At 58.1% G+C, this 18,634-nt stretch carries 20 protein-coding genes; 11 read left to right on the forward strand and 9 right to left on the reverse strand.

Annotation, left to right across the window (positions count from 1 at the left end):
- Positions 1–94: 94 nt before the first annotated feature.
- Entirely contained in the window at positions 95–607 is a 513-nt protein-coding gene (locus GOV88_RS12630; protein ID WP_171240654.1) for a GNAT family N-acetyltransferase, read from the forward strand.
- Positions 608–783: 176 nt separating this feature from the next.
- Positions 784–951, forward strand: coding sequence for a hypothetical protein (locus GOV88_RS12635; protein ID WP_171121664.1), 168 nt, complete (start codon positions 784–786; stop codon positions 949–951).
- A 48-nt stretch (positions 952–999) separates the two neighbouring features.
- Here the strand turns inward: GOV88_RS12635 and GOV88_RS12640 are convergent, their stop codons facing one another.
- From GOV88_RS12640 to mazG, 3 genes are all read right to left on the reverse strand, one after another.
- A complete protein-coding gene (locus tag GOV88_RS12640; protein WP_171240655.1) occupies positions 1,000–1,449 on the reverse strand; it encodes an N-acetyltransferase in 450 nt (149 codons plus the stop codon).
- Positions 1,446–2,387 (reverse strand): nucleoside hydrolase, encoded by a 942-nt coding sequence (locus GOV88_RS12645; protein WP_171240656.1) that lies wholly within the window; start codon positions 2,385–2,387, stop codon positions 1,446–1,448. Before GOV88_RS12645 ends, GOV88_RS12640 begins: the two co-directional genes overlap by 4 nt.
- 63 nt (positions 2,388–2,450) lie before the next feature.
- Entirely contained in the window at positions 2,451–3,308 is an 858-nt protein-coding gene (mazG, locus tag GOV88_RS12650; protein ID WP_171240781.1) for a nucleoside triphosphate pyrophosphohydrolase, read from the reverse strand.
- Between the two features lie 66 nt (positions 3,309–3,374).
- On the opposite strand from mazG, the gene GOV88_RS12655 reads away from it, so the two are divergent.
- From GOV88_RS12655 to GOV88_RS12670, 4 genes are all read left to right on the forward strand, one after another.
- Positions 3,375–4,538, forward strand: a complete 1,164-nt coding sequence (locus GOV88_RS12655) for a M20 aminoacylase family protein (RefSeq protein WP_171240657.1) — start codon at positions 3,375–3,377, stop codon at positions 4,536–4,538.
- Positions 4,539–4,550: 12 nt separating this feature from the next.
- Entirely contained in the window at positions 4,551–5,516 is a 966-nt protein-coding gene (speB, locus tag GOV88_RS12660; RefSeq protein WP_171211324.1) for an agmatinase, read from the forward strand.
- A gap of 63 nt (positions 5,517–5,579) precedes the next feature.
- Positions 5,580–6,527: an agmatinase gene (gene speB, locus GOV88_RS12665; RefSeq protein WP_171240658.1), complete on the forward strand. Its 948-nt coding sequence runs from the start codon at positions 5,580–5,582 to the stop codon at positions 6,525–6,527.
- 65 nt (positions 6,528–6,592) lie between these two features.
- Complete coding sequence (locus tag GOV88_RS12670; protein ID WP_171121658.1) at positions 6,593–7,000, forward strand: DUF1499 domain-containing protein; 408 nt, start codon at positions 6,593–6,595, stop codon at positions 6,998–7,000.
- On the opposite strand, the gene GOV88_RS12675 is transcribed toward GOV88_RS12670, so the two are convergent.
- On the reverse strand, positions 6,941–7,228 hold the full coding sequence (locus tag GOV88_RS12675) for a hypothetical protein (protein WP_171121657.1): 288 nt from the start codon (positions 7,226–7,228) through the stop codon (positions 6,941–6,943). The genes GOV88_RS12670 and GOV88_RS12675 overlap by 60 nt on opposite strands.
- Positions 7,229–7,292: 64 nt before the next feature.
- Between GOV88_RS12675 and prfA the strand changes: the two genes are divergently transcribed.
- The 3 genes from prfA to GOV88_RS12690 all read left to right on the forward strand — a co-directional run bounded on the left by prfA (position 7,293) and on the right by GOV88_RS12690 (position 10,003).
- On the forward strand, positions 7,293–8,348 hold the full coding sequence (gene prfA, locus GOV88_RS12680) for a peptide chain release factor 1 (protein ID WP_171211326.1): 1,056 nt from the start codon (positions 7,293–7,295) through the stop codon (positions 8,346–8,348).
- Positions 8,345–9,190 carry a peptide chain release factor N(5)-glutamine methyltransferase gene (gene prmC, locus GOV88_RS12685; RefSeq protein ID WP_171240659.1) on the forward strand — a complete coding sequence of 282 codons (846 nt, stop codon included), beginning with the start codon at positions 8,345–8,347 and terminating at the stop codon, positions 9,188–9,190. The genes prfA and prmC overlap by 4 nt, the downstream gene beginning before the upstream one ends.
- Before the next feature lie 237 nt (positions 9,191–9,427).
- The gene (locus GOV88_RS12690; protein ID WP_171240660.1) at positions 9,428–10,003 is read left to right on the forward strand and encodes a DUF4167 domain-containing protein; all 576 of its coding nucleotides are present in this window, start codon (positions 9,428–9,430) and stop codon (positions 10,001–10,003) included.
- Between the two features lie 56 nt (positions 10,004–10,059).
- Here the strand turns inward: GOV88_RS12690 and rsmA are convergent, their stop codons facing one another.
- From rsmA to lptG, 5 genes are all read right to left on the reverse strand, one after another.
- A complete protein-coding gene (rsmA, locus tag GOV88_RS12695) occupies positions 10,060–10,902 on the reverse strand; it encodes a 16S rRNA (adenine(1518)-N(6)/adenine(1519)-N(6))-dimethyltransferase RsmA (RefSeq protein ID WP_171121653.1) in 843 nt (280 codons plus the stop codon).
- 84 nt (positions 10,903–10,986) lie between these two features.
- Positions 10,987–11,952, reverse strand: a complete 966-nt coding sequence (pdxA, locus tag GOV88_RS12700) for a 4-hydroxythreonine-4-phosphate dehydrogenase PdxA (protein ID WP_171240661.1) — start codon at positions 11,950–11,952, stop codon at positions 10,987–10,989.
- Positions 11,949–13,202 carry a peptidylprolyl isomerase gene (locus tag GOV88_RS12705; RefSeq protein ID WP_171240662.1) on the reverse strand — a complete coding sequence of 418 codons (1,254 nt, stop codon included), beginning with the start codon at positions 13,200–13,202 and terminating at the stop codon, positions 11,949–11,951. The genes pdxA and GOV88_RS12705 overlap by 4 nt, the downstream gene beginning before the upstream one ends.
- Positions 13,193–15,355: an LPS-assembly protein LptD gene (locus GOV88_RS12710; protein ID WP_171121650.1), complete on the reverse strand. Its 2,163-nt coding sequence runs from the start codon at positions 15,353–15,355 to the stop codon at positions 13,193–13,195. The genes GOV88_RS12705 and GOV88_RS12710 overlap by 10 nt, the downstream gene beginning before the upstream one ends.
- Positions 15,355–16,455 carry an LPS export ABC transporter permease LptG gene (gene lptG, locus GOV88_RS12715; RefSeq protein ID WP_171240663.1) on the reverse strand — a complete coding sequence of 367 codons (1,101 nt, stop codon included), beginning with the start codon at positions 16,453–16,455 and terminating at the stop codon, positions 15,355–15,357. The genes GOV88_RS12710 and lptG overlap by 1 nt, the downstream gene beginning before the upstream one ends.
- A 240-nt stretch (positions 16,456–16,695) precedes the next feature.
- Between lptG and GOV88_RS12720 the strand changes: the two genes are divergently transcribed.
- Positions 16,696–18,162 (forward strand): leucyl aminopeptidase, encoded by a 1,467-nt coding sequence (locus GOV88_RS12720; protein WP_171240664.1) that lies wholly within the window; start codon positions 16,696–16,698, stop codon positions 18,160–18,162.
- 4 nt (positions 18,163–18,166) lie between these two features.
- On the forward strand, positions 18,167–18,625 hold the full coding sequence (locus GOV88_RS12725; RefSeq protein ID WP_171240665.1) for a DNA polymerase III subunit chi: 459 nt from the start codon (positions 18,167–18,169) through the stop codon (positions 18,623–18,625).
- Positions 18,626–18,634 lie beyond the last annotated feature (9 nt).

Raw genomic sequence — 18,634 nt, forward strand, 5'->3', positions numbered from 1 at the left:
GAATCGCTGGGCGAGGTCGCCGAATACGCTGGGGCTTCGATCCTGAAGCGGTGAATGTTAACCTGATCCTCGAATTTGTTTCGAGGATCAGGTTTTGCTTTCAATCATAGACCCCGAAACGCCGGACCACTTTGATGCGGTCCGGCGTTTGTGTTGGGAATACCGCGCATTTCTTCTGACGCTGGATGAAAAATCCCAACGCATTGTCAGAACATTCTACCCGCGTGAGAAATACGCCCGTTTGATGGATGCCATCGAGGTTGAGCACGCGGCACCCACAGGAGGTGTCCGGCTAGCGTTAAAGGATGATCAGCCTGTCGGATGTGGGATGTTCCATACGATTGAACCCGGTGTGGCTGAAATCAAGCGTGTATTCGTGAACGAGAAAGCCCGAGGTACCGGTGCCGGGTACGCGATCATGAGTGATCTGATCCAAACCTGCCGCCTGAAGGGGTTTCGTATTATTCGGATGGACACAGGAAAACCACTTGAGGCCGCAACACGCCTTTATCTGTCGATGGGGTTTGAATTGCGTGACGCCTATTCGGAAATCCCCGAGGTTGCAGATGGTCATCTGCTGTTTTTTGAAATGGATTTGCAGAAATAGCGCGATTTTGGGCTAAAAAAGTCGAAATTATTCGACATTCTTTCCTGTTGTTATGGAAGGAGAAATTTAAAAAACCGCTACTTAAGTGAGCATTATTGCACTTATGTGTGAACTTTTCCCTATTAGGAGGGCCGGTTGGTCTCGTACCCTGACTTTATTACAGAAAGGAGAACACCATGACTGGTTCTAAATTCCTTCTCGTAGCGTCGGTAGTCGGCACTGTATTTTTGGCGGCATGTTCAGCACCTGGCACATATCCGATCACTGGCGATCCGGTTTCAGCAAGTGACCCGGTTCGGGATATGGAATCGCCCACTTACATCTATCGTGGTGAGGCTCGCTAAGGCCTGTGCGTGACATCACGGGCAGTGACGTCCGTGATTGATCTGAATTCAGAGCTTCTTGCTCATTAACAAATACCGATCGCGCGGTTTGAACCCGGTGCGCAGATACAGTTTCTGAGCTGCCTCGTTTGTGCGGTCGACCTCAAGATGCAGGGCGGTAAGCCCAGCTCCGGCCAGTGCCTTTGGCAGGTCTAGCAATACTTCGGATGCAATTCCTCGGCCGCGAACGGCAGGGCGAATGTAGATCTCGTCCACAAAGCCGTCCATGCCGCCGAATTCGACGGACCAACCGAATGTCAGGATGATGTATCCCAACGGTGCCCGTCCGGGTCCGATCAGGTAGACACATCCGTGGGGGATGCCCTCTAATAGCGGGGCCAGAGCGTTGCGGGTCTGATCCGCATCCTGAGCGATACCTTCCTCGGAGTGGAATGCAGTGACCAGGCCCACCAAGCGGTCCAGATCTTCGGGGCGGGCAAGCCGCAGGGCAGCGCTCATAGTCGGGCCAGCCGTTCGGTCAACAGGGTAAAGAACCCGTCCGCGTCCACATCTCCTATGAATGTCGCGTTGGGTTTGCGATCGGTGACGCGCCACCAGTCGGCGACCGTCATACCCATCGTGAGTTCTGATTGGGTCTCAATCTCGACATTCACGAAACGACCCGAGAACAATTCGGGCTTGATCAGATAGGCAGTGACGCACGGGTCATGCAGTGGTGCCCCTTGGCTGCCGTATTTTTCCTTGTCAAAGCGTTCGAAGAAATCCGTCATCTCGGCCACGGCGATACCGACCTTGGTTCCCAGCGCGCGGAAGGCGTCGTTGCGGGGTTTGGTGACCAGCGCCTTGTGCGTGACATCTAACGGCATAACGACAATAGGGCGACCTGATTTAAACACGATATCAGCAGCTTCTGGGTCGACGTGAATGTTGAATTCTGCGGTGGGGGTAATGTTGCCAACCTCGAAATACGCGCCGCCCATCAGCACGATTTCCTGCACTCGATCCACGATATCAGGCGCTTTGGTAAAGGCGGTTGCGATGTTTGTCAGTGGCCCCAGCGGGCATAACGTGACCGTCCCTGGCTCATGCGCGCGCAGGGTGTCGATAATGAAGTCGACCGCATGCCCGTCGGTCAGTTGCATCTGCGGATCAGGCAGATCCGGGCCGTCCAGACCGGTTTTTCCGTGCACATGTTCTGCCGTGACCAGCGCTCGTTTCAATGGGCGGTCGCACCCGGCGTAAACCGGCACCTCGGTATGTCCGGCCAGTTCGCAGACGATACGGGCGTTCTTGGACGTCAGGTCTAACGGCACGTTCCCAGCGACGGCGGTTATGCCCAGAACCTCAATCTCTTGGGGGCTGGCCAGCGCCAGCAGGATGGCCACGGCGTCGTCCTGGCCGGGGTCAGTATCGATGATGATTTTACGAGGGGGCATGGGCGTCTCCGGGGGCGTGAAGGTCGGACACTTGCAAGTGTCCCGGCACTTGTCCAGCCGTTTTTAGGTGTCCGCAACCGCATCCACCGGCGGGAGTTTGCCGTTGGCGCGGTGTTCTTCGGTTTTCACCTCGTCCCAAAGGGCGTCCATCTCGGTCAGATCGCTTTGTGAAGGCATTTTGCCACGCGCCGCAAGGCGGGCCTCGACCTGTTCGAACCGGCGGGTGAACTTGGCATTGGTGCGGCGCAGGGCTGCCTCGGGTTCAATCCCGAGATGGCGGCCCAGATTGACAATCACGAAGAGCAAGTCACCGAACTCATCCTCTAGTGCGTCGGCGTCCATGCTGTCGCGGGCCTCTTCCAACTCGGCGGCCTCTTCGGTGATCTTCGCCAGCACATGACTGGCATCGGGCCAGTCGAACCCCACGCGGGCGGCGCGTTTTTGCAGCTTATGCGCGCGCAACAGGGCGGGCAGGTTAGCCGCCACTCCATCCAGCGCGCCTTTTTGTTCGTTGCCAGCGCGTTCCGCTGCCTTGATGGTTTCCCAATCCAGCGTCTGCTGCTCGGCAGATTTGTCGCGGGATTCGTCGCCGAACACGTGAGGATGACGCGTGACCATTTTGTCTGACATGGTGCGGACTACGTCCTGAAAGGTGAAATGCCCGGCTTCCTCGGCCATCTGCGCATGAAAGACGGATTGGAACAGCAAATCGCCCAATTCGCCTTTCAGCTCGTCATACGCCTCACGCTCGATGGCGTCGGCGACCTCATAGGCTTCTTCGATGGTGTAGGGGGCGATGGTGGCGAAATCCTGTTCGATATCCCACGGGCAGCCGGTCTGCGGGTCGCGTAGGCGGCGCATGATTTCCAGCAGGCGTTCGATCCCTGCGTCGCTATCGTGGATCAGAGGATTTTCGGCCATTGCGAACCCTTTCGTTCCGGTGTCAGATGCATCCATTCCGCAGTCAGGATCAGGAGTCCACCCCAGATGCCCGTCGTCAACCGAATTGCCGATTTTGCCGCCGATATGACCGCTTGGCGACAACACCTGCATTCGATTCCCGAGTTGGAGTTCGAATGCCATGAAACCGCAGCTTTTGTCACCGACAGACTGCGTGAATTTGGCGTTGACGAGCTGCATGAAGGAATTGCCAAAACCGGGATTGTCGCGATCATCAACGGGCAGGGCGAGGGGCCGACAATCGGCCTGCGCGCGGACATGGATGCCCTACCGATCCCCGAGGAAACCCGGGTCGAATATGCGTCGACCAAACCGGGTAATATGCATGCCTGTGGCCATGACGGTCATACGACAATGTTGTTGGGCGCAGCGCGTTATCTGGCTGAGACACGAAATTTCCGCGGCCGCGTGGCCCTGATCTTTCAGCCTGCGGAAGAAGAAGGTGGCGGAGCAGGCGTCATGGTCGAGGAGGGGCTTATGGACCGGTTCGATATTTCTCAGGTCTATGCATTGCACAATGCGCCCGGTGTCCCTGAGGGGGCATTCCAGACGACGCCCGGCCCGATCATGGCGGCTGTCGACACGTTTGAAGTTCACATTCAGGGTCTTGGCGGCCACGGGGCCATGCCACACGAAACTCGCGATCCAGTGATGGCGGCCTGTGGAATAGCACAGGCCATTCAGACCATTGTCAGCCGCAACAACTATGCGCTGGACGATCTGGTTATCTCGGTCACCCAGATTCACACCGGAACGGTCAACAACGTGATCCCGGATACTGCCTATATCAACGGAACCGTCCGCACCTTCGATCCGTCTGTTCAGAAGATGGTGATGGAACGGATGGAGCAGATCGTGCAGGGGCAAGCACTGTCTTATGGGGTTGAAGCAAGGTTGGATTATGAGATCAATTACCCCGCAACGATCAATGACGCAGACAAAGCCGGGTTTGCCGCCGATGTCGCGCGGGACGTGGCGGGAGACGAATGGGTGTTCACGAACATATCTGCGATGATGGGGGCCGAGGATTTCTCGTTCATGCTGAATGCGCGTCCGGGGGCGTACCTGTTTCTGGGGCAAGGTGAAAGTGCCGGGTTGCATCATCCAAAATACAATTTTAACGACGAGATCGCGCCGGTTGGGGCATCCTTTTTCGCGCGGATTGTCGAAAAGGCGCAGCCGCTGGGCTGAACGGGGGAATAAATGGCACTGGAAGATGCAAAAAATCAGGTAGACGAGGCGTTTACCAATCCTGACCTCAAGGGGTTGTCCTATGAAAATACGTTTGGCGGGGCGACGTCCTTTCTGCGGCGGCTGTACACCAAGGACCTAAAGGGCGTGGACATAGCCGTGACTGGAGTGCCGTTCGATCAGGCGGTGACCAACCGCCCCGGAACCCGACTTGGCCCGCGCGCAATCCGAGAGGCCAGTGCGCTGCAATCACCCGATGCGCCCTATGGCTGGCCTTTTGACGCGCTGAGTGAACTGGCGATCGTCGATTATGGTGACATGGCCTATGACTACGCCAATATCCCGGCGTTTCCAGATACGCTGACCGATCATATCCGCACGATACTAGCCGCCGATGTGGCTTCGGTCACTTTGGGCGGGGATCACTATATCAGCTTTCCGATCCTCAAGGCTTATGCCGAGAAATTCGGGCCGATTTCCTTGCTGCAGTTTGATGCGCATACGGACACGTGGGCCGATGACGACATGTCGCGCGTGGATCACGGAACGATGTTCTACAAGGCGGTGAAGTCGGGCATCGTGGATCCCAAGCGATCGGTGCAGGTCGGAATCCGGACCACCAACGAGGACACGCTGGGTGTCAACATCATCGACGCGCGCGAGGTTTATGAATCCGGCCCCGCTGCCGTCGCGCAGAAGATTAAGGGCATTCTGGGTGACAGTCCCGTTTACCTTAGCTTTGATATCGACGGTCTGGATCCCGCTTTTGCGCCGGGTACAGGTACACCCGTCTGGGGTGGGCTGAGTTCCATTCAGGCGCAGATCATCTTGCGCGATATCGCCGGTATCAACATCAAGGGCGGGGACGTTGTCGAGGTATCTCCGCCGTTTGATACATCCGGCGCAACGGCGATCGCCGGCGCGCATGTCGCCACGCAGATTATTTGCCTTTTGGGGTGGAACAAGTTGCAGCCTTAACCATTGGTTAGCCATCTTTCCTCTATCACGTTAACCAAAATAACGGATGGGAGAGATATTGGCATGAAAGACTTCAACCAGCCCCTCAGCGGCAATGATCTGGCACGGTTTTCCGGGCCGAATACGTTCATGCGCTTGCCGCAAGTGGATTCGTTGGCCGGGTTGGATGTGGCCGTTTTGGGTATTCCGATGGATATCGGCACCTCATGGCGGTCGGGCACACGGTTCGGGCCGAAACAGATCCGCAGCGAAAGCGCGATGATCCGGCCTTTCAACATGGCCACATTCGCGGCTCCGTTCGACAACCTGCAGATTGCCGATATCGGTGATCTTGCGATCAACACGTTTTCCCTGTCCGAAAGCCTCGAGATCATTAAGGAAAGCTATGATGCTATTCTGGCGCAGGATGTGACGCCCGTCGCGATGGGAGGTGATCATTCGATCACCCTGCCGATTTTACGGGCAATTGCGGCCAAGCACGGGCCTGTGGCGTTGGTTCACGTGGATGCCCACGCAGGTGTAGACGACGAAATGTTTGGTGAGCGTGAGACACACGGCACCGTCTTTCGCCGCGCCTACGAAGAAGGTCTGATCGTTCCTGACAAGGTCTTTCAGGTCGGAATTCGCGGTTCGGGTTATTCAACGACGGATTTCAACGAAGCAAAGGAATGGGGATTTCGGCAGTTTCCGGCGTTGGAATTGTGGCAGCAGAACCTGACGGAAGTTGGCTCTCAGATACGGAAGACAATCGGGGATCACCCGACTTATATCACCTTCGAAATTGACAGCCTTGATCCGGCTTTTGCTCCTGGAACGGGCACGCCAGAAATCGCGGGGCTAACCACGCCGCAGGCCTTGCAGTTGATCCATGCACTCAGCGGTCTGACCGTTGTGGGGTGCGATCTAGTCGAGGTCTCGCCGCCCTATGACACGACCGGCAACACGGCGCTGACGGCGGCTAACCTTTTGTTCGAGCTTATGTGCATCCTGCCAGGTGTGACGTCGCGGTAAAAGCCTGCCTCACGACTTGTCCAGGCCTGTATTCCGAATAAGGTTTATAAAAGAATAGGGTCGGGATGAAGAAAATGCTCATTTTCCTTGTTGTTGCGGCGGTCGTCGTACTGGGCGCTTATATCAGGCTGGCACCGTCCGATCCTACGCGATGGCACGTAGTGCCCACCGGTCAGGCGGATCGCGATATGCAAGGCGGAGTGTTTCGGGTTTTGGAAACTGGCCCCGACGGGCTGGCGCGTCTGGATGCAATTGCGCGTAACACACCCCGTACAACGGTTTTGGCGGGGTCAGTGGACAAAGGGATGGTCACCTATGTCACCCGCACCAAAGTGATCGGCTTTCCCGACTACGCGACCGCCCAGCAGGATGGCGACACGCTGCGCATCCACGCGCGCCTGCGCTTTGGGCGCTCAGATTTTGGGGTAAACCGCAACCGTGTTGATGGGTGGCTGACTGCGCTCAAGCCCTGAGGACAGGCAGCCTTCCTGCACTTCGCGCCACATTGGTACGTTCAGCGACATTTGGCACTGTGCCATGAACATACGGCCATCGACCTGCAGGCAGATCATCTCGCCCAGTTCGATGCGGGTGCCGGATGTATCGGTGCAATAGCAATCGCGCACCTTGCCATCCGGGCCAACATAGTCGGCCATGGCCGGTGTGGAAAACAGCGTCAGGACAAGCGTAAACCATCTCATGCGCAGCAGCTTAGCATACGGTCGGCCCTTGACCAAAGCCCCGGATTGTTAGACACCCCCGGGGATGATCCCCGAAGAACGCCTAGAACAGATAACTCAGCGATTCCAATACCTCGAAGCGGCGATGTCAGACGGCGCGGCGGGTGGGGACATTGCTGCTTTGGCCAAGGAGTATTCTGACCTCAAACCGGTTGTCGAACAGATCACGGCCTGGCGACTGTTGGTGGCGGATTTGGCGGAAGCGCAGGCGATGCTGGCAGACCCCGATATGAAGGAGTTGGCCGAAGAAGAAATCCCAGACTTGCAGGCCCGCATCCCCGAAGCGGAACACGCGCTGCAATTGGCATTGCTGCCCCGTGACGCGGCCGATGCGCGCCCTGCGATGCTGGAAATTCGCCCCGGAACCGGAGGGGACGAGGCTGCCTTGTTCGCGGGAGACCTGTTGCGCATGTATCAACGCTATGCCGAGGCACACGGCTGGCGTTTTGAGATCATCGAAGAACAGGCTTCGGACCTTGGGGGCATCAAAGAGGTCGTGGCGCATATAAAGGGCGACAACGTCTTTGCGCGGTTAAAATATGAATCCGGAGTTCACAGAGTTCAGCGCGTTCCCGAAACGGAAAGCGGTGGGCGGATTCACACATCGGCTGCGACGGTTGCGGTGCTGCCCGAGGCCGAAGATGTGGATATCCAGATTGACGCGAATGACATTCGTATCGACACCATGCGCAGTTCGGGTGCGGGTGGTCAGCACGTGAACACGACAGATTCGGCTGTGCGCATCACCCACCTTCCGACCGGTCTTGTGGTTACAAGCTCTGAGAAGTCCCAGCACCGTAATCGTGAAATCGCAATGCAGGTTCTGAAGACGCGACTTTATGATTTGGAGCGTCAGAGGATCGACAGCGAACGGTCCGCCGACCGAGCCAGCCAAGTGGGCTCTGGCGACCGTTCCGAGCGGATCAGGACGTATAACTTTCCACAGGGCCGGATGACCGATCACCGCATAAACCTGACTTTGTACAAGCTGGATCAGGTCATGCAGGGCGATCTGGACGAGGTCATAGATGCGCTGACAGCCGATGACCAAGCCCGCCTGCTGGCTGAGATGGCGCAATGATTGCTGCGTTGACAGCGGCGCAGGCCATGGTCGCTGCAACGGCGCGGCTTCGGGCTGCCGGGGTTGCTGATCCGGCGCGTGACGCCCGAGTGTTGTTGGCCCATGCCGCGCGAATCGAAGCCAGCCGCGTCACGTTGATCGCCCCCGAGGAGCTTTCGCCGGAGATCGCCGAACGGTACGACCAATTGATATCCTTGCGCGCCATTCGAGTGCCGGTCTCCCACCTGCTGGGGGAAAGGGAGTTTTATGGCCGCCGCTTTCGGGTCAGCGGCGATGTGTTGGACCCTCGACCGGAGACCGAGGCGCTGATCGAGGCGGCGTTGAACGAACCTTTCGGTCATGTTCTGGACCTTGGGGTCGGGTCCGGGTGCATTCTGATCACCTTATTGGCGGAAAGAACCAGCGCAACGGGGCTAGGCGTTGACCTAAGTGAGGCTGCTTGCCTGCAAGCCAGCGCGAACGCGGTTCAGCATCAAGTTCAAAACCGTATCGAGATTATCAAGTCTGATTGGTTCGGAGACATTAATGGTAACTTTGACCTGATTGTTTCCAATCCGCCGTATATTTCTCTGCCGGAAATGGCGGAATTGTCCCCCGAAGTGCGTGAGCATGAACCGCGCATGGCACTGACGGACGAGGGCGACGGTTTGGGAGCTTACCGTCGTATTGCTGCCGGTGTTCCTGATTTTCTGTTACCCGGTGGGCGTTTGCTGGTCGAAATTGGGCCGACGCAGGGCCTGAGCGTTTCTGCGCTGTTTGATGCTGCTGGATTGGTCGACATAAGGATAATTCCCGATTTGGATGGTCGCGACCGTGTTGTATTTGCCAGAATGTCGCAGTGAATCTGTGCGCTGAGGCTGAAATACGCCGATTGATGTAAAAAAGCTGCGAAATTTAGTACAAACCCCTTGTCTGCACGCGCCGGACATGTTTACTCAGGATTAGTCAGCGAGGTTGACGCCGTTACAGCGCGCCCCTGACGCCAAGCCCAAAAAGTCGACATCGCGTCACAGCAAAAGCCTTTGAGCAGTGCAAGACGCGAAAGGTTCGACATCGAATGACAAGGCTGACGAAAGTAGATGAGATCTTCCAAATCCCGCTCGCGGGCCAAGAATAACCGCAATCGTCCTTCTGGAGGCAACGTAGTAAACCGGGTTTTCGAAAGCTCGGGCCCAGAGGGTAAAGTGCGTGGCACGCCCCAGCAGATCATTGACAAGTACAACCAGCTTGCTCGTGACGCGCAGTTGTCTAATGACCGCGTGGCCGCGGAAAATTTCCAGCAACACGCCGAGCACTACCTGCGTCTGCTAAGTGAAGCGCAACGCGAAATGGAAGCGCGCCGCGAAGAACAGGAGCGGCAGAACCGTGAACGTCAGGCTGAACGTGATCGCGAACGCGCTGAGCGTCAGGAACGCGAAGCCGCGCGCCAATCAGATCCGGCCGATGCACCGCAACCTGACGTGATGGATTTCACACCCGCAGCCGCTTCGCCTGAATCCGGTTTGGTGGAGACCCCTGAAAATAAGGGTGCTGAAGGCGAAGCTGCCGAGAAGAAGGAAAAACCGGCGCGCCGTCCCCGTACGCGCAAGCCCAAGCCTGCGCCGTCGGAAGACGCATCGTCGGACAAAGGTGATGCGCCCGAGGCCGCCGAGTAATCAAAGGCGCACAAAACAAGACAAAGCCCCGAGGTTCGACCCGGGGCTTTTTTGTTTCAAGCGTTATCAACCTCGCGCGACAATGCACAGAAGGCTTCAAGCGGCACCTGCTCGGCCCGTTCAGTTGGTTGAATCCCGGCCGCCAATAACCTGTCTTCGATATTCGGGGCGATGCCCTTTAGCGATGCGCGCAGCATTTTGCGGCGTTGGTTGAAGGCTGCAGCCACGACACGGGATAGTGTGGCGGGGTTCGCGGGATACCTGGGTTCGGGCAGGGCAGTTAGATGGACCACGGCGCTTGAAACCTTGGGCGGAGGCGTAAACGCGCCGGGAGGTAAAGACATGGCAATCCGAGCCTCGGCGCGCCATTGCGCAAGGATGGCAAGGCGTCCGTAGGCTTTGCCGCCGGGCTGCGCCACGATCCGTTCAGCGACCTCGCGCTGAAACATCAAGGTCAGGCTTTGCCAGAACGGGGGCCATTCGGGGGGGGTCAGCCACCGCACAAGAAGCTCAGTTCCGACGTTGTAGGGCAGGTTGGCTGCGACCCGGATTGGTGGCGTTAGATGTGTCAGCGGGTCAATCTCGAGCGCGTCACCGTTGATGACCTCCAAACGGCCGGGATATGCAGCGGCAATGTCGTTCAGGGCCGCAATGCAGCGGGTGTCTTTCTCGACCGCGACCACTTTCCGCGCGCCCTCGGACAGCAAACCCCGAGTCAGACCTCCTGGGCCAGGGCCGATTTCCAACACATCGCACGCGGACAGATCTCCGGCCTGTCGCGCAATCTTGGCGGTCAGATTCAGGTCCAGCAGGAAGTTCTGGCCCAGCGACTTTCGCGCCGAAAGCTGGTGGGTTGCGATGACCTCGCGCAGAGGGGGAAGATTGTCGATAGCGCTCATTTTCAGATTACCGTGGCGCAGGAGGGATTGCGTGCACCAGAGATTTTTTGCCTCCGGCGGGGATATTTTCAGCCAGGTGAAGGATCAAGAGTTTTTTGCCATGCGGTGGGCGAGTTTCAAAGCTTCGATCAGGCTAGATGGGTTTGCGATACCTTGCCCTGCGATATCAAGGGCGGTGCCGTGGTCGGGCGATGTGCGTATGAAAGGCAGGCCGAGCGTCACGTTTACGCCGCGGTCGAAATCCAGCGTTTTGATCGGAATCAGCGCCTGATCATGATACATTGCAATGGCTGCGTCATAATGGGCGCGGGCTGCGGCATGAAACATGGTGTCCGCAGGGTTTGGGCCGCTGACAGTGTAGTCTTCCGAAGGAAGCGAAGAAATCAGCGGGCCGATCCAGTCCAGCTCTTCAAGCCCCATCTTACCACCTTCCCCCGCATGGGGGTTCAGCCCGGCAATGGCGATGCGGGGGTGAGCAATGCCGAATTGCTTTCGCAACCCCTCGGCTGTGATTTCAATCGTATCGCGCAACAGGGCTGGCGTGAGTTCGGACGGGACGCGGGACAGGGGAATATGGATCGTTGTGGGCACCACGCGCAATTCATCGCTGGCCAGCATCATCACAACGCGTTTACGCCCGGCCAGCGCGGCAAGAAACTCGGTATGGCCGGGATAGGCGAACCCGGCCCCGTCAATCAGTGCTTTCTTGTGGATCGGCGCGGTGCAGAGGGCCGACGCCGCGCCCGACTGAACCAGTGACACGCCTCGTTCAATCGCGTTTATGACGCCGGGCGCATTTGCGGCTGAGGGTGTACCGGGGCGATTGGGTTCGGGGAAGTTCAGTTGCAGAACAGGCATTGCCGAGGCGCTGATACGAAGTGACTCTGCCGGGTCGCTGATTTGATGCACCGGAGTTTCCTGAGGAATATGCGCCGCGTCCCCGATATAGAAAAACGGGCAGGTATCTCGTAGTTCTGCCCATGCTTTAGCCGCGATCTCTGGGCCTATACCGGCAGGGTCGCCACAACTGAGCGCGATCGGGGCGATCATTGCTCGATTATCGTTGCGTCCGCGCGTAGCTGCTCTAGCAGGCTTTCGGAAAAGGCCTGCAGCCGCTGTTGCGTCAGCGCATTGGCCACATCAACGCGCGAAGTTTCTTCGCCTCGGTCGAGCGTCCGGGTGCACAACATCAGGAAACGGAGGGTCTGGCCGTTATTGGCGGTCAGATTCGTCGAAACTTCGTTAAGATCCAGCTTGGCTAGTTCCAGTGCGACGTCCCGCGGAATTTCCGAGGGGCTGGCTTCGATCCGTTGCAGAACCTCAGCCGGTTGGTCTTGTGCAATTCCATAGAGGTCATCGCAGGTGTCGATCTCTTCCCGCAATTTGGCGGCGCGGGCCAGCGTGTCAGCGCTGCGACCGCCGGGAAGGTTGTAGATGGCATAGTCGATTTTCGAATAACGCGGCGCGCCAGACGCGACCTCGCGCAGGCCGCGCATCTGGAACAGGGCAATGGCGTTTGGCAGGTTGATGGGCTGTGTTATATCCCCATTCTTGAGGCCAAGGATAACCGGCTGCAAGGCAGGGGGCAGATCGGTCAGGTTCAGCCATTCCAACCGACCGCCATTGTCCCGTGTGCCGGCGGCGGAATATTGGGTGGCTGCCGCTGAAAAGGCATCAAATCCTTCCAATTGCGCGATCTCTTCGGCCAACAACTCGGCCTGGGCGATGGTCTGCTGATTGACCGGAATTATGATCTCGGACATCAGAACCTGCAATCCACCGCCACCGGCTTGTCCCAGCGCCCGGTTGATTTCATCCTCGGACGGGCGCGCCTGCGATAGGAAACGGGCGCTGACATAGTCGCGCCACGAAAGCTGGTCTGCGACAAAATCCCTGACGGTTTCTTGGGACACACCCGCATCGGCAAGAAGTTGCAGGAACTGATCCGTCGACAACCGCCCGCGCGCAGCGAACTCGTCAATGCCGACCTGAACATCCTCTGGGTTGATTTCGATTCCCGCCTCTCGCATGGCTTGCTTGCGCAGACGGTCGTCGATCAGGGCCTCTCGCACCTCGTCCTCGGATGCTCCGGGAGCGCCCAGAGCTAAAAGGAACTGCAGGCGCTGGTCTAGTTCATACCAGGTGACAATATCCTGATTAACCTTGATCGCAGGCGAGAATGGGCTTTGGGCTTGCGCTTCCATGGGCGTAAGACTCACTACCGCAACGGCCAGTGCATGAGCCACCGAGGGCAGCCAACCGGAACGAACGAAACTGGAGAAACGTGAAATCAACTGCATCTTCTCTTGAACTGTTGTCCGCCACCTTCAACAGAATATCCTGTCAGGGCTACGGTAAAGCCGAATTCTGTCGAAGGCTCAATACTCGAAGACGAGGTAAATCGTCTACTCACGATCATATTTGCCTGTACACATTCGTTTTGGTAGGTCACGCCCAACCCATAACGGATCGGTTCGGACTCGGCGAGGTCATAGCGGGCGAATGCACGGGTCAGCCAGTTTTGGTCGATACGGTAACGACCATTGACGCGAACTTCCGAGATTTCATCTTCCGCGTTTTCCGCTGGATCGGGTTCCTGCCAGACATAAGTGCCCGACAGGCTGGTTGTTTCTTGGCTCCAGGCGGCGCGCAATTCAGCCTTGGCGAAACTGAAGTCACCGTTGAGCAATCCGCGCCCTGCCAATGACCAGCCATTGGCCGTTTCCAACTGACCAGCAATCAACAGGTCTGACGCTGTTCCCTGCAAACCCGAGGTTACGTTGAATTCAGGGTCGGCATCCGCGCGAAAGACCTGACCAACTGTTGCCAGTGCGCGCCATCCCTTTGCTCCGTATCGGGCCCAGTTTATGCCGACCACTCCGGTTGCGCCGTCTTCCCGACGGTCGGGGGCCGGAAATCGCGAAAGGGACAGAAGGTTGCCTTGATCGAATTCCTGAAACGTACTTTCGTCGATCGGCACGTCGTTGGTTGAAACATGGGTCCAGCCGACTTGTGCGATCGGTTCAAGGACTTGGGTCGCGCCCGACTTTTCCCGCCGTGACATTGGGTAGCGCAGCGTCAGCGCCGCGCGTGGTGTGGTGCGGGTAACCTGACTAGGGAACCCGCTGTCATGACGAATATTGAACGTATCGACAGACGCGCCCAACCTGGCGTCCGCGCGCAGTCCCGTGGTGAATATCCAACTGCGCATCCATTCGGCATCGAAAGTTGCTCGCGCGACATCACGGCCCACAATGTCTTCGTCGCTAGTACGTTCATGGGCGTGTGCGACAAAGCCGAGCCGAACCTCGCCACCCACTGCGGTCGGGAAGTGGCGTTTCTGATAGTACAGGTCGAACACGCGCGAAGGGATTTCATCCTGATCTTCGCTGTCGCGCAAAGTCTGGTAGTGGATGAAGCTGGTGCGGAACGCCGTATCCCGTTTGATCCGTTCCAGCGCGACTTCGCTGCGCAATCGGTCGAAATCGGGCAGGCCGTAGTCGGCCAAATACGCATCGTCAGACGTGGTCTTCAGGTCAAAGGTGAACCGATAGCCGTCCCGCAGGTTGAATGCGCCATCCGCAAATAGATACCCGCGCTGCTCGTCTGGTTGAAGGTCATCTTTTGTATAGGCGCCCAAGATTCGGATACGTCCACGTTTGAACGCCTGACGATACCGGAAGCCCAGCGTTTTGGTCTTGGACGATACATATGGCGTCAGCGTCAGGTCCTTGTGGTCGCCCAACTTGAAGAAATACGGCACCTGTAGGCCGGTGCCCAGTTGCGACGTGGTTCTGACCGAGGGGACGAGAAAGCCCGTCGCGCGGTCCAGTGTAGGATCGGGAAGACGCAGGTACGGAAAATAGAATACCGGAAAGTCCAGAATTCGGAACTGTGCACCTTCAAAATATAACTGCCGTTCCAGCTGGTCATGGGTGACTTTGCGCGCACGGATCTGCCATATCGGAGGTTTACCGTTGGCGCAGACGTGGCACGACGTGGCCGAGACCTTGCTGAATTGCGTATAGCGCCCAGCCGCACGCTTGGCCTGGACCGACGCGATCTGGACTTGCTGCTGGAACACCATTCTAGCGCCGATGAGCAGGCCGTTTTGGATGCCGCTGTCCAATTCCGCTGAATCCGCCAGCAGAGTCGTTGCGCCGCCCTGATCAATGCGGACCGGTCCCTCAAGCAAAAGTTCGCCGGTGTCGCGGTCATAGGTAATCCGTTGCGCAGTAACTTTGATGTCGCCTTGAAACGCTTCGACGTTGCCCTCGGCGACAAGCACTCTTTGCGGAGTGATGAAAATCCGATCTGCAACCAGAAGGGCTGGTTCTTCCTCTTGCGGAGTACTTTGCGGCGGGCCGCCAGCGGGCTGATTTTGGGCGCCCGCGCCCTGTGGTATGGCCAACGCCAGAGCGCCGGACAAAAACAGGCAGGATAGAAGCCGCATCAGCCGTCCTCCGCGTGCAACAACAGACCGAGGGACAGCAATATGGCTGCGAAGGGCGGAGCCCACGCCGCAACAAAGATAGGCAGTTGTCCGTTTTCCCCCAGAATTTGGGCAAAGTTGCGCACGAAGTATATGCCAAAACCCAACAGTACCGCGGACAGAACCGCGATCCCGGTTCCGCCAAAGCGGACATGGCGCATGGTGAACGCTGCCCCGATCAGGACCATCGACACCAAGAAGATCGGGCGCGCAAGTTGCACTTGCAGCCAGACTTCGTATTGCTTGGTGGAAAACCCGGCTTCGCCTAGGTCACGAATAAGCTGTGGCAAGTCGTAGACCGAAACGGCCCCTTGCCGCCCCAGCGTGTCCAAAATGCGCTCGCGCGTCAGCGACGTAGGGATTTCAAGCGTCGAATGCTCGACGGCGTTGGTTTCCGGGTTGATGTCCTGATTCAAGGACCAGACTTTGGCGTTGGACAAAGTCCAGTTGCCGTCGTCTAGGACAGCGCTGTCAGCGGCAATCTGTTGCGTCGGCGTACCGTCCGGCGAAAATGCGATGATCGTCACTTCGTTCAACTTCAGCGTATCGCCATTTGACGTGCCCCGCGCGTGGATCACAGACTGGCCGTTTTGCGAGCCCTGCCGCAGCCACATACCTTCGCCGCTGATCGAAAAGGCCGACCCGCCGTTGTTGCGATACGAGTCAGACAGTCGTGAGTATTCCTCGGACGTGGCTGCCGAAATCGGGTTCAGCAGGGCAACGGCAGCCGCCCCAATCGCCAGGGCCAATCCTGCAGGGGCCAGCAGCGCACGAATACCCGAACGGCCAATGGCTCGGGTCACGACCAACTCAGAACTGCGCGCAAGGCCGACAAACAGCGCGATTGTCGAAAGAATCACCAGCAAGGGCAGCATTTCACTGATGGCCGCCGGGGTATTCAGCAGCGTCAGGTGCAGAAGTTGGCCAAAGGACAGGTCAACTTCGTCAAAGCGTCGCACCTGTTCGATCAGGTCGATCAGAATCAACAAAGACAGGAAGATGCCGCCGATAACCAGAAAGCTTTGGATGAACCGGCGGGCAAAATAGCGGTCAAGGATCACGGGCGAAACCCCGCAGGGGTTGGGCGCAAAGCGGGCACTGTCAGGTTCAAGCAGGAATCATTGCAGCATGCGCCACGAAGCGATGGCTTATGCCTGCCCTGTCTTGCCACTGTACTTTCCCCCGATCTTGCCGGAATTTTTTCGGGACTGTACTGCAATTGCCGGTCGGGGAAAACTGCTATCTGGTCAATAGCGCCAGTGCGGGCTAGGTCTTGGGGAACAGATTTTCAGGAGTTCGCAATGAGCAGTCTAATCCCGATCCAGTTTCAGGCTTTTGACGTCGACGCAATGACGCAGGCTGAAGGCCGCGTTGTCATCATCATATCGCCGGACGGCAAGATGAGCCCCGCCGTTCGCCGCGCGAACCGTCTGACCCGCGGCACCGTGGTGCGTCTGATTGAAAGCGACCGCTTTGCAAAGGTTAAGTCAGGGGATGTGCTGTCGCTTGCTTGGCCAACCGGCATGGCGGCCGAGGCGCTGGACATTCTGGTTCTGTCGCGCCGTCCGGACGCGGCCGAGGCCCGCAAGGCCGGTGCAAAGCTGGCGAAACTGGCCGACAACCGGGATGTGCTGCTGATGGCCGGTAATCAGGTTCGGGCCGAAGAGCTGGCGCTTGGGATCGCTCTGCGCAGTTATGATTTCGATGCGCATAAGTCGAAAGAATCCGAACGCACCGCCAATGTCACGATCAGCCACCAAAAACCGGATGAGGTTGAGGCTGCGTTTGCACCGCTTTACGCCATTGCGGACGGGGTGCGGATGACGCGCGATCTGACCAACGAACCGGCCAATGTTCTGACCACGACCGAATTTGCTGACCGTCTGGCCGAGATGAAAGACCTAGGTCTTGAGGTCGAGGTACTGGAAGAAGACAAGCTGGCCGAACTAGGAATGCGCACGCTGCTGAGCGTTGGGCAGGGCTCGGTCAGCCCGTCCAAGGTTGTGGTAATGCAGTGGAACGGCGGCAATAAAGGTGACGCACCGCTTGCCCTTGTCGGTAAGGGGGTTGTGTTCGACACAGGCGGCATTTCACTGAAGCCCGCCGGTGGCATGGAAGATATGACCATGGACATGGGCGGTGCGGGTGTCGTCGCTGGCACAATGCGCGCGCTGGCCAAACGCAAGGCCCAGGCCAATGTGGTCGGGCTTGTGGGGCTGGTCGAGAACATGCCCTCGGGCAACGCAACGCGCCCGGGTGATGTGGTCAAGTCGATGAAGGGCGACACGGTCGAGATCATCAACACAGACGCCGAAGGCCGTTTGGTCCTGTGCGACGTCATGTGGTACGCGCAAGAGCGGTTCAGCCCCGTGGGCATGGTTGATCTGGCCACGCTGACGGGTGCGATCATTATCGGGTTGGGCCACGAAAACGCAGGGGTGTTTTCAAACAATGACACATTCTGCAACGCCTTCCTGAAAGCGGCTGGGGCTGAGGACGAGGGTGCCTGGCGGATGCCTTTGGGCAAGGCCTATGACGACCTGCTGAAGTCGCGCATCGCCGATGTGAAGAACGTGGGCGGACGGCCTGCGGGCTCGATCACAGCGGCGCAGTTCCTGCAGCGCTTCGTGAAAGAGGAAACCCCGTGGATTCACCTTGATATCGCCGGCGTCGCCTCGGTCGCGGCCGAGACATCCTATGCGCCGAAAGGCGCAACCGGGTGGGGTGTGCGCGCACTGAGCCGATTTGTGCAGGACAATTTCGAGTAAGTCCGTGGGTGCCGTCTATTTCTACCACCTGACCCGCCAGCCGCTGGAACATACTTTGCCGGTTCTTCTGGACAAGGCGCGGCAGGCCGGGTGGAAGATCGCCGTGCGGGGTACTAATCCTGCGCGGATGGACTGGCTGGACGAAAGACTGTGGTTGGGGCCGGATGACGGGTTCCTACCACATGGTCGGGAAGGCGGCCCGCATGATGCTAGGCAGCCCATTTTACTGACGACCGAGATGCAGGCCGCCAACGGACCGTCCTGCGTGATGACCGTCGACGGCGCACCTGTCGAACCGGATGAGGTGAACGCTCTGGAACGTGTCTGCATCCTGTTTGACGGCAATGACCCGCAGGCGGTTCAACATGCCCGGGGGCAGTGGAAAGCGTTGACCGGTGCTGGATGCGCCGCCAAATACTGGTCCGAGGAGTCGGGCCGATGGGAGATGAAGTCCGAGGCGTAACGCCTTTTC

The organism is Ruegeria sp. HKCCA5491, assembly GCF_013034565.1.
GTDB lineage: Bacteria > Pseudomonadota > Alphaproteobacteria > Rhodobacterales > Rhodobacteraceae > Ruegeria.

Excerpts from the sequence above, each read along its gene's own strand:
- GOV88_RS12635 (WP_171121664.1), top strand. The coding sequence starts at position 784 with ATGACTGGTTCTAAATTCCTTCTCGTAGCGTCGGTAGTCGGCACTGTA.
- GOV88_RS12640 (WP_171240655.1), bottom strand. The coding sequence starts at position 1,449 with ATGAGCGCTGCCCTGCGGCTTGCCCGCCCCGAAGATCTGGACCGCTTG.
- GOV88_RS12645 (WP_171240656.1), bottom strand. The coding sequence starts at position 2,387 with ATGCCCCCTCGTAAAATCATCATCGATACTGACCCCGGCCAGGACGAC.
- mazG (WP_171240781.1), bottom strand. The coding sequence starts at position 3,308 with ATGGCCGAAAATCCTCTGATCCACGATAGCGACGCAGGGATCGAACGC.
- GOV88_RS12655 (WP_171240657.1), top strand. The coding sequence starts at position 3,375 with ATGCCCGTCGTCAACCGAATTGCCGATTTTGCCGCCGATATGACCGCT.
- speB (WP_171211324.1), top strand. The coding sequence starts at position 4,551 with ATGGCACTGGAAGATGCAAAAAATCAGGTAGACGAGGCGTTTACCAAT.
- speB (WP_171240658.1), top strand. The coding sequence starts at position 5,580 with ATGAAAGACTTCAACCAGCCCCTCAGCGGCAATGATCTGGCACGGTTT.
- GOV88_RS12670 (WP_171121658.1), top strand. The coding sequence starts at position 6,593 with ATGAAGAAAATGCTCATTTTCCTTGTTGTTGCGGCGGTCGTCGTACTG.
- GOV88_RS12675 (WP_171121657.1), bottom strand. The coding sequence starts at position 7,228 with ATGAGATGGTTTACGCTTGTCCTGACGCTGTTTTCCACACCGGCCATG.
- prfA (WP_171211326.1), top strand. The coding sequence starts at position 7,293 with ATGATCCCCGAAGAACGCCTAGAACAGATAACTCAGCGATTCCAATAC.
- prmC (WP_171240659.1), top strand. The coding sequence starts at position 8,345 with ATGATTGCTGCGTTGACAGCGGCGCAGGCCATGGTCGCTGCAACGGCG.
- GOV88_RS12690 (WP_171240660.1), top strand. The coding sequence starts at position 9,428 with ATGAGATCTTCCAAATCCCGCTCGCGGGCCAAGAATAACCGCAATCGT.
- rsmA (WP_171121653.1), bottom strand. The coding sequence starts at position 10,902 with ATGAGCGCTATCGACAATCTTCCCCCTCTGCGCGAGGTCATCGCAACC.
- pdxA (WP_171240661.1), bottom strand. The coding sequence starts at position 11,952 with ATGATCGCCCCGATCGCGCTCAGTTGTGGCGACCCTGCCGGTATAGGC.
- GOV88_RS12705 (WP_171240662.1), bottom strand. The coding sequence starts at position 13,202 with ATGCAGTTGATTTCACGTTTCTCCAGTTTCGTTCGTTCCGGTTGGCTG.
- GOV88_RS12710 (WP_171121650.1), bottom strand. The coding sequence starts at position 15,355 with ATGCGGCTTCTATCCTGCCTGTTTTTGTCCGGCGCTCTGGCGTTGGCC.
- GOV88_RS12720 (WP_171240664.1), top strand. The coding sequence starts at position 16,696 with ATGAGCAGTCTAATCCCGATCCAGTTTCAGGCTTTTGACGTCGACGCA.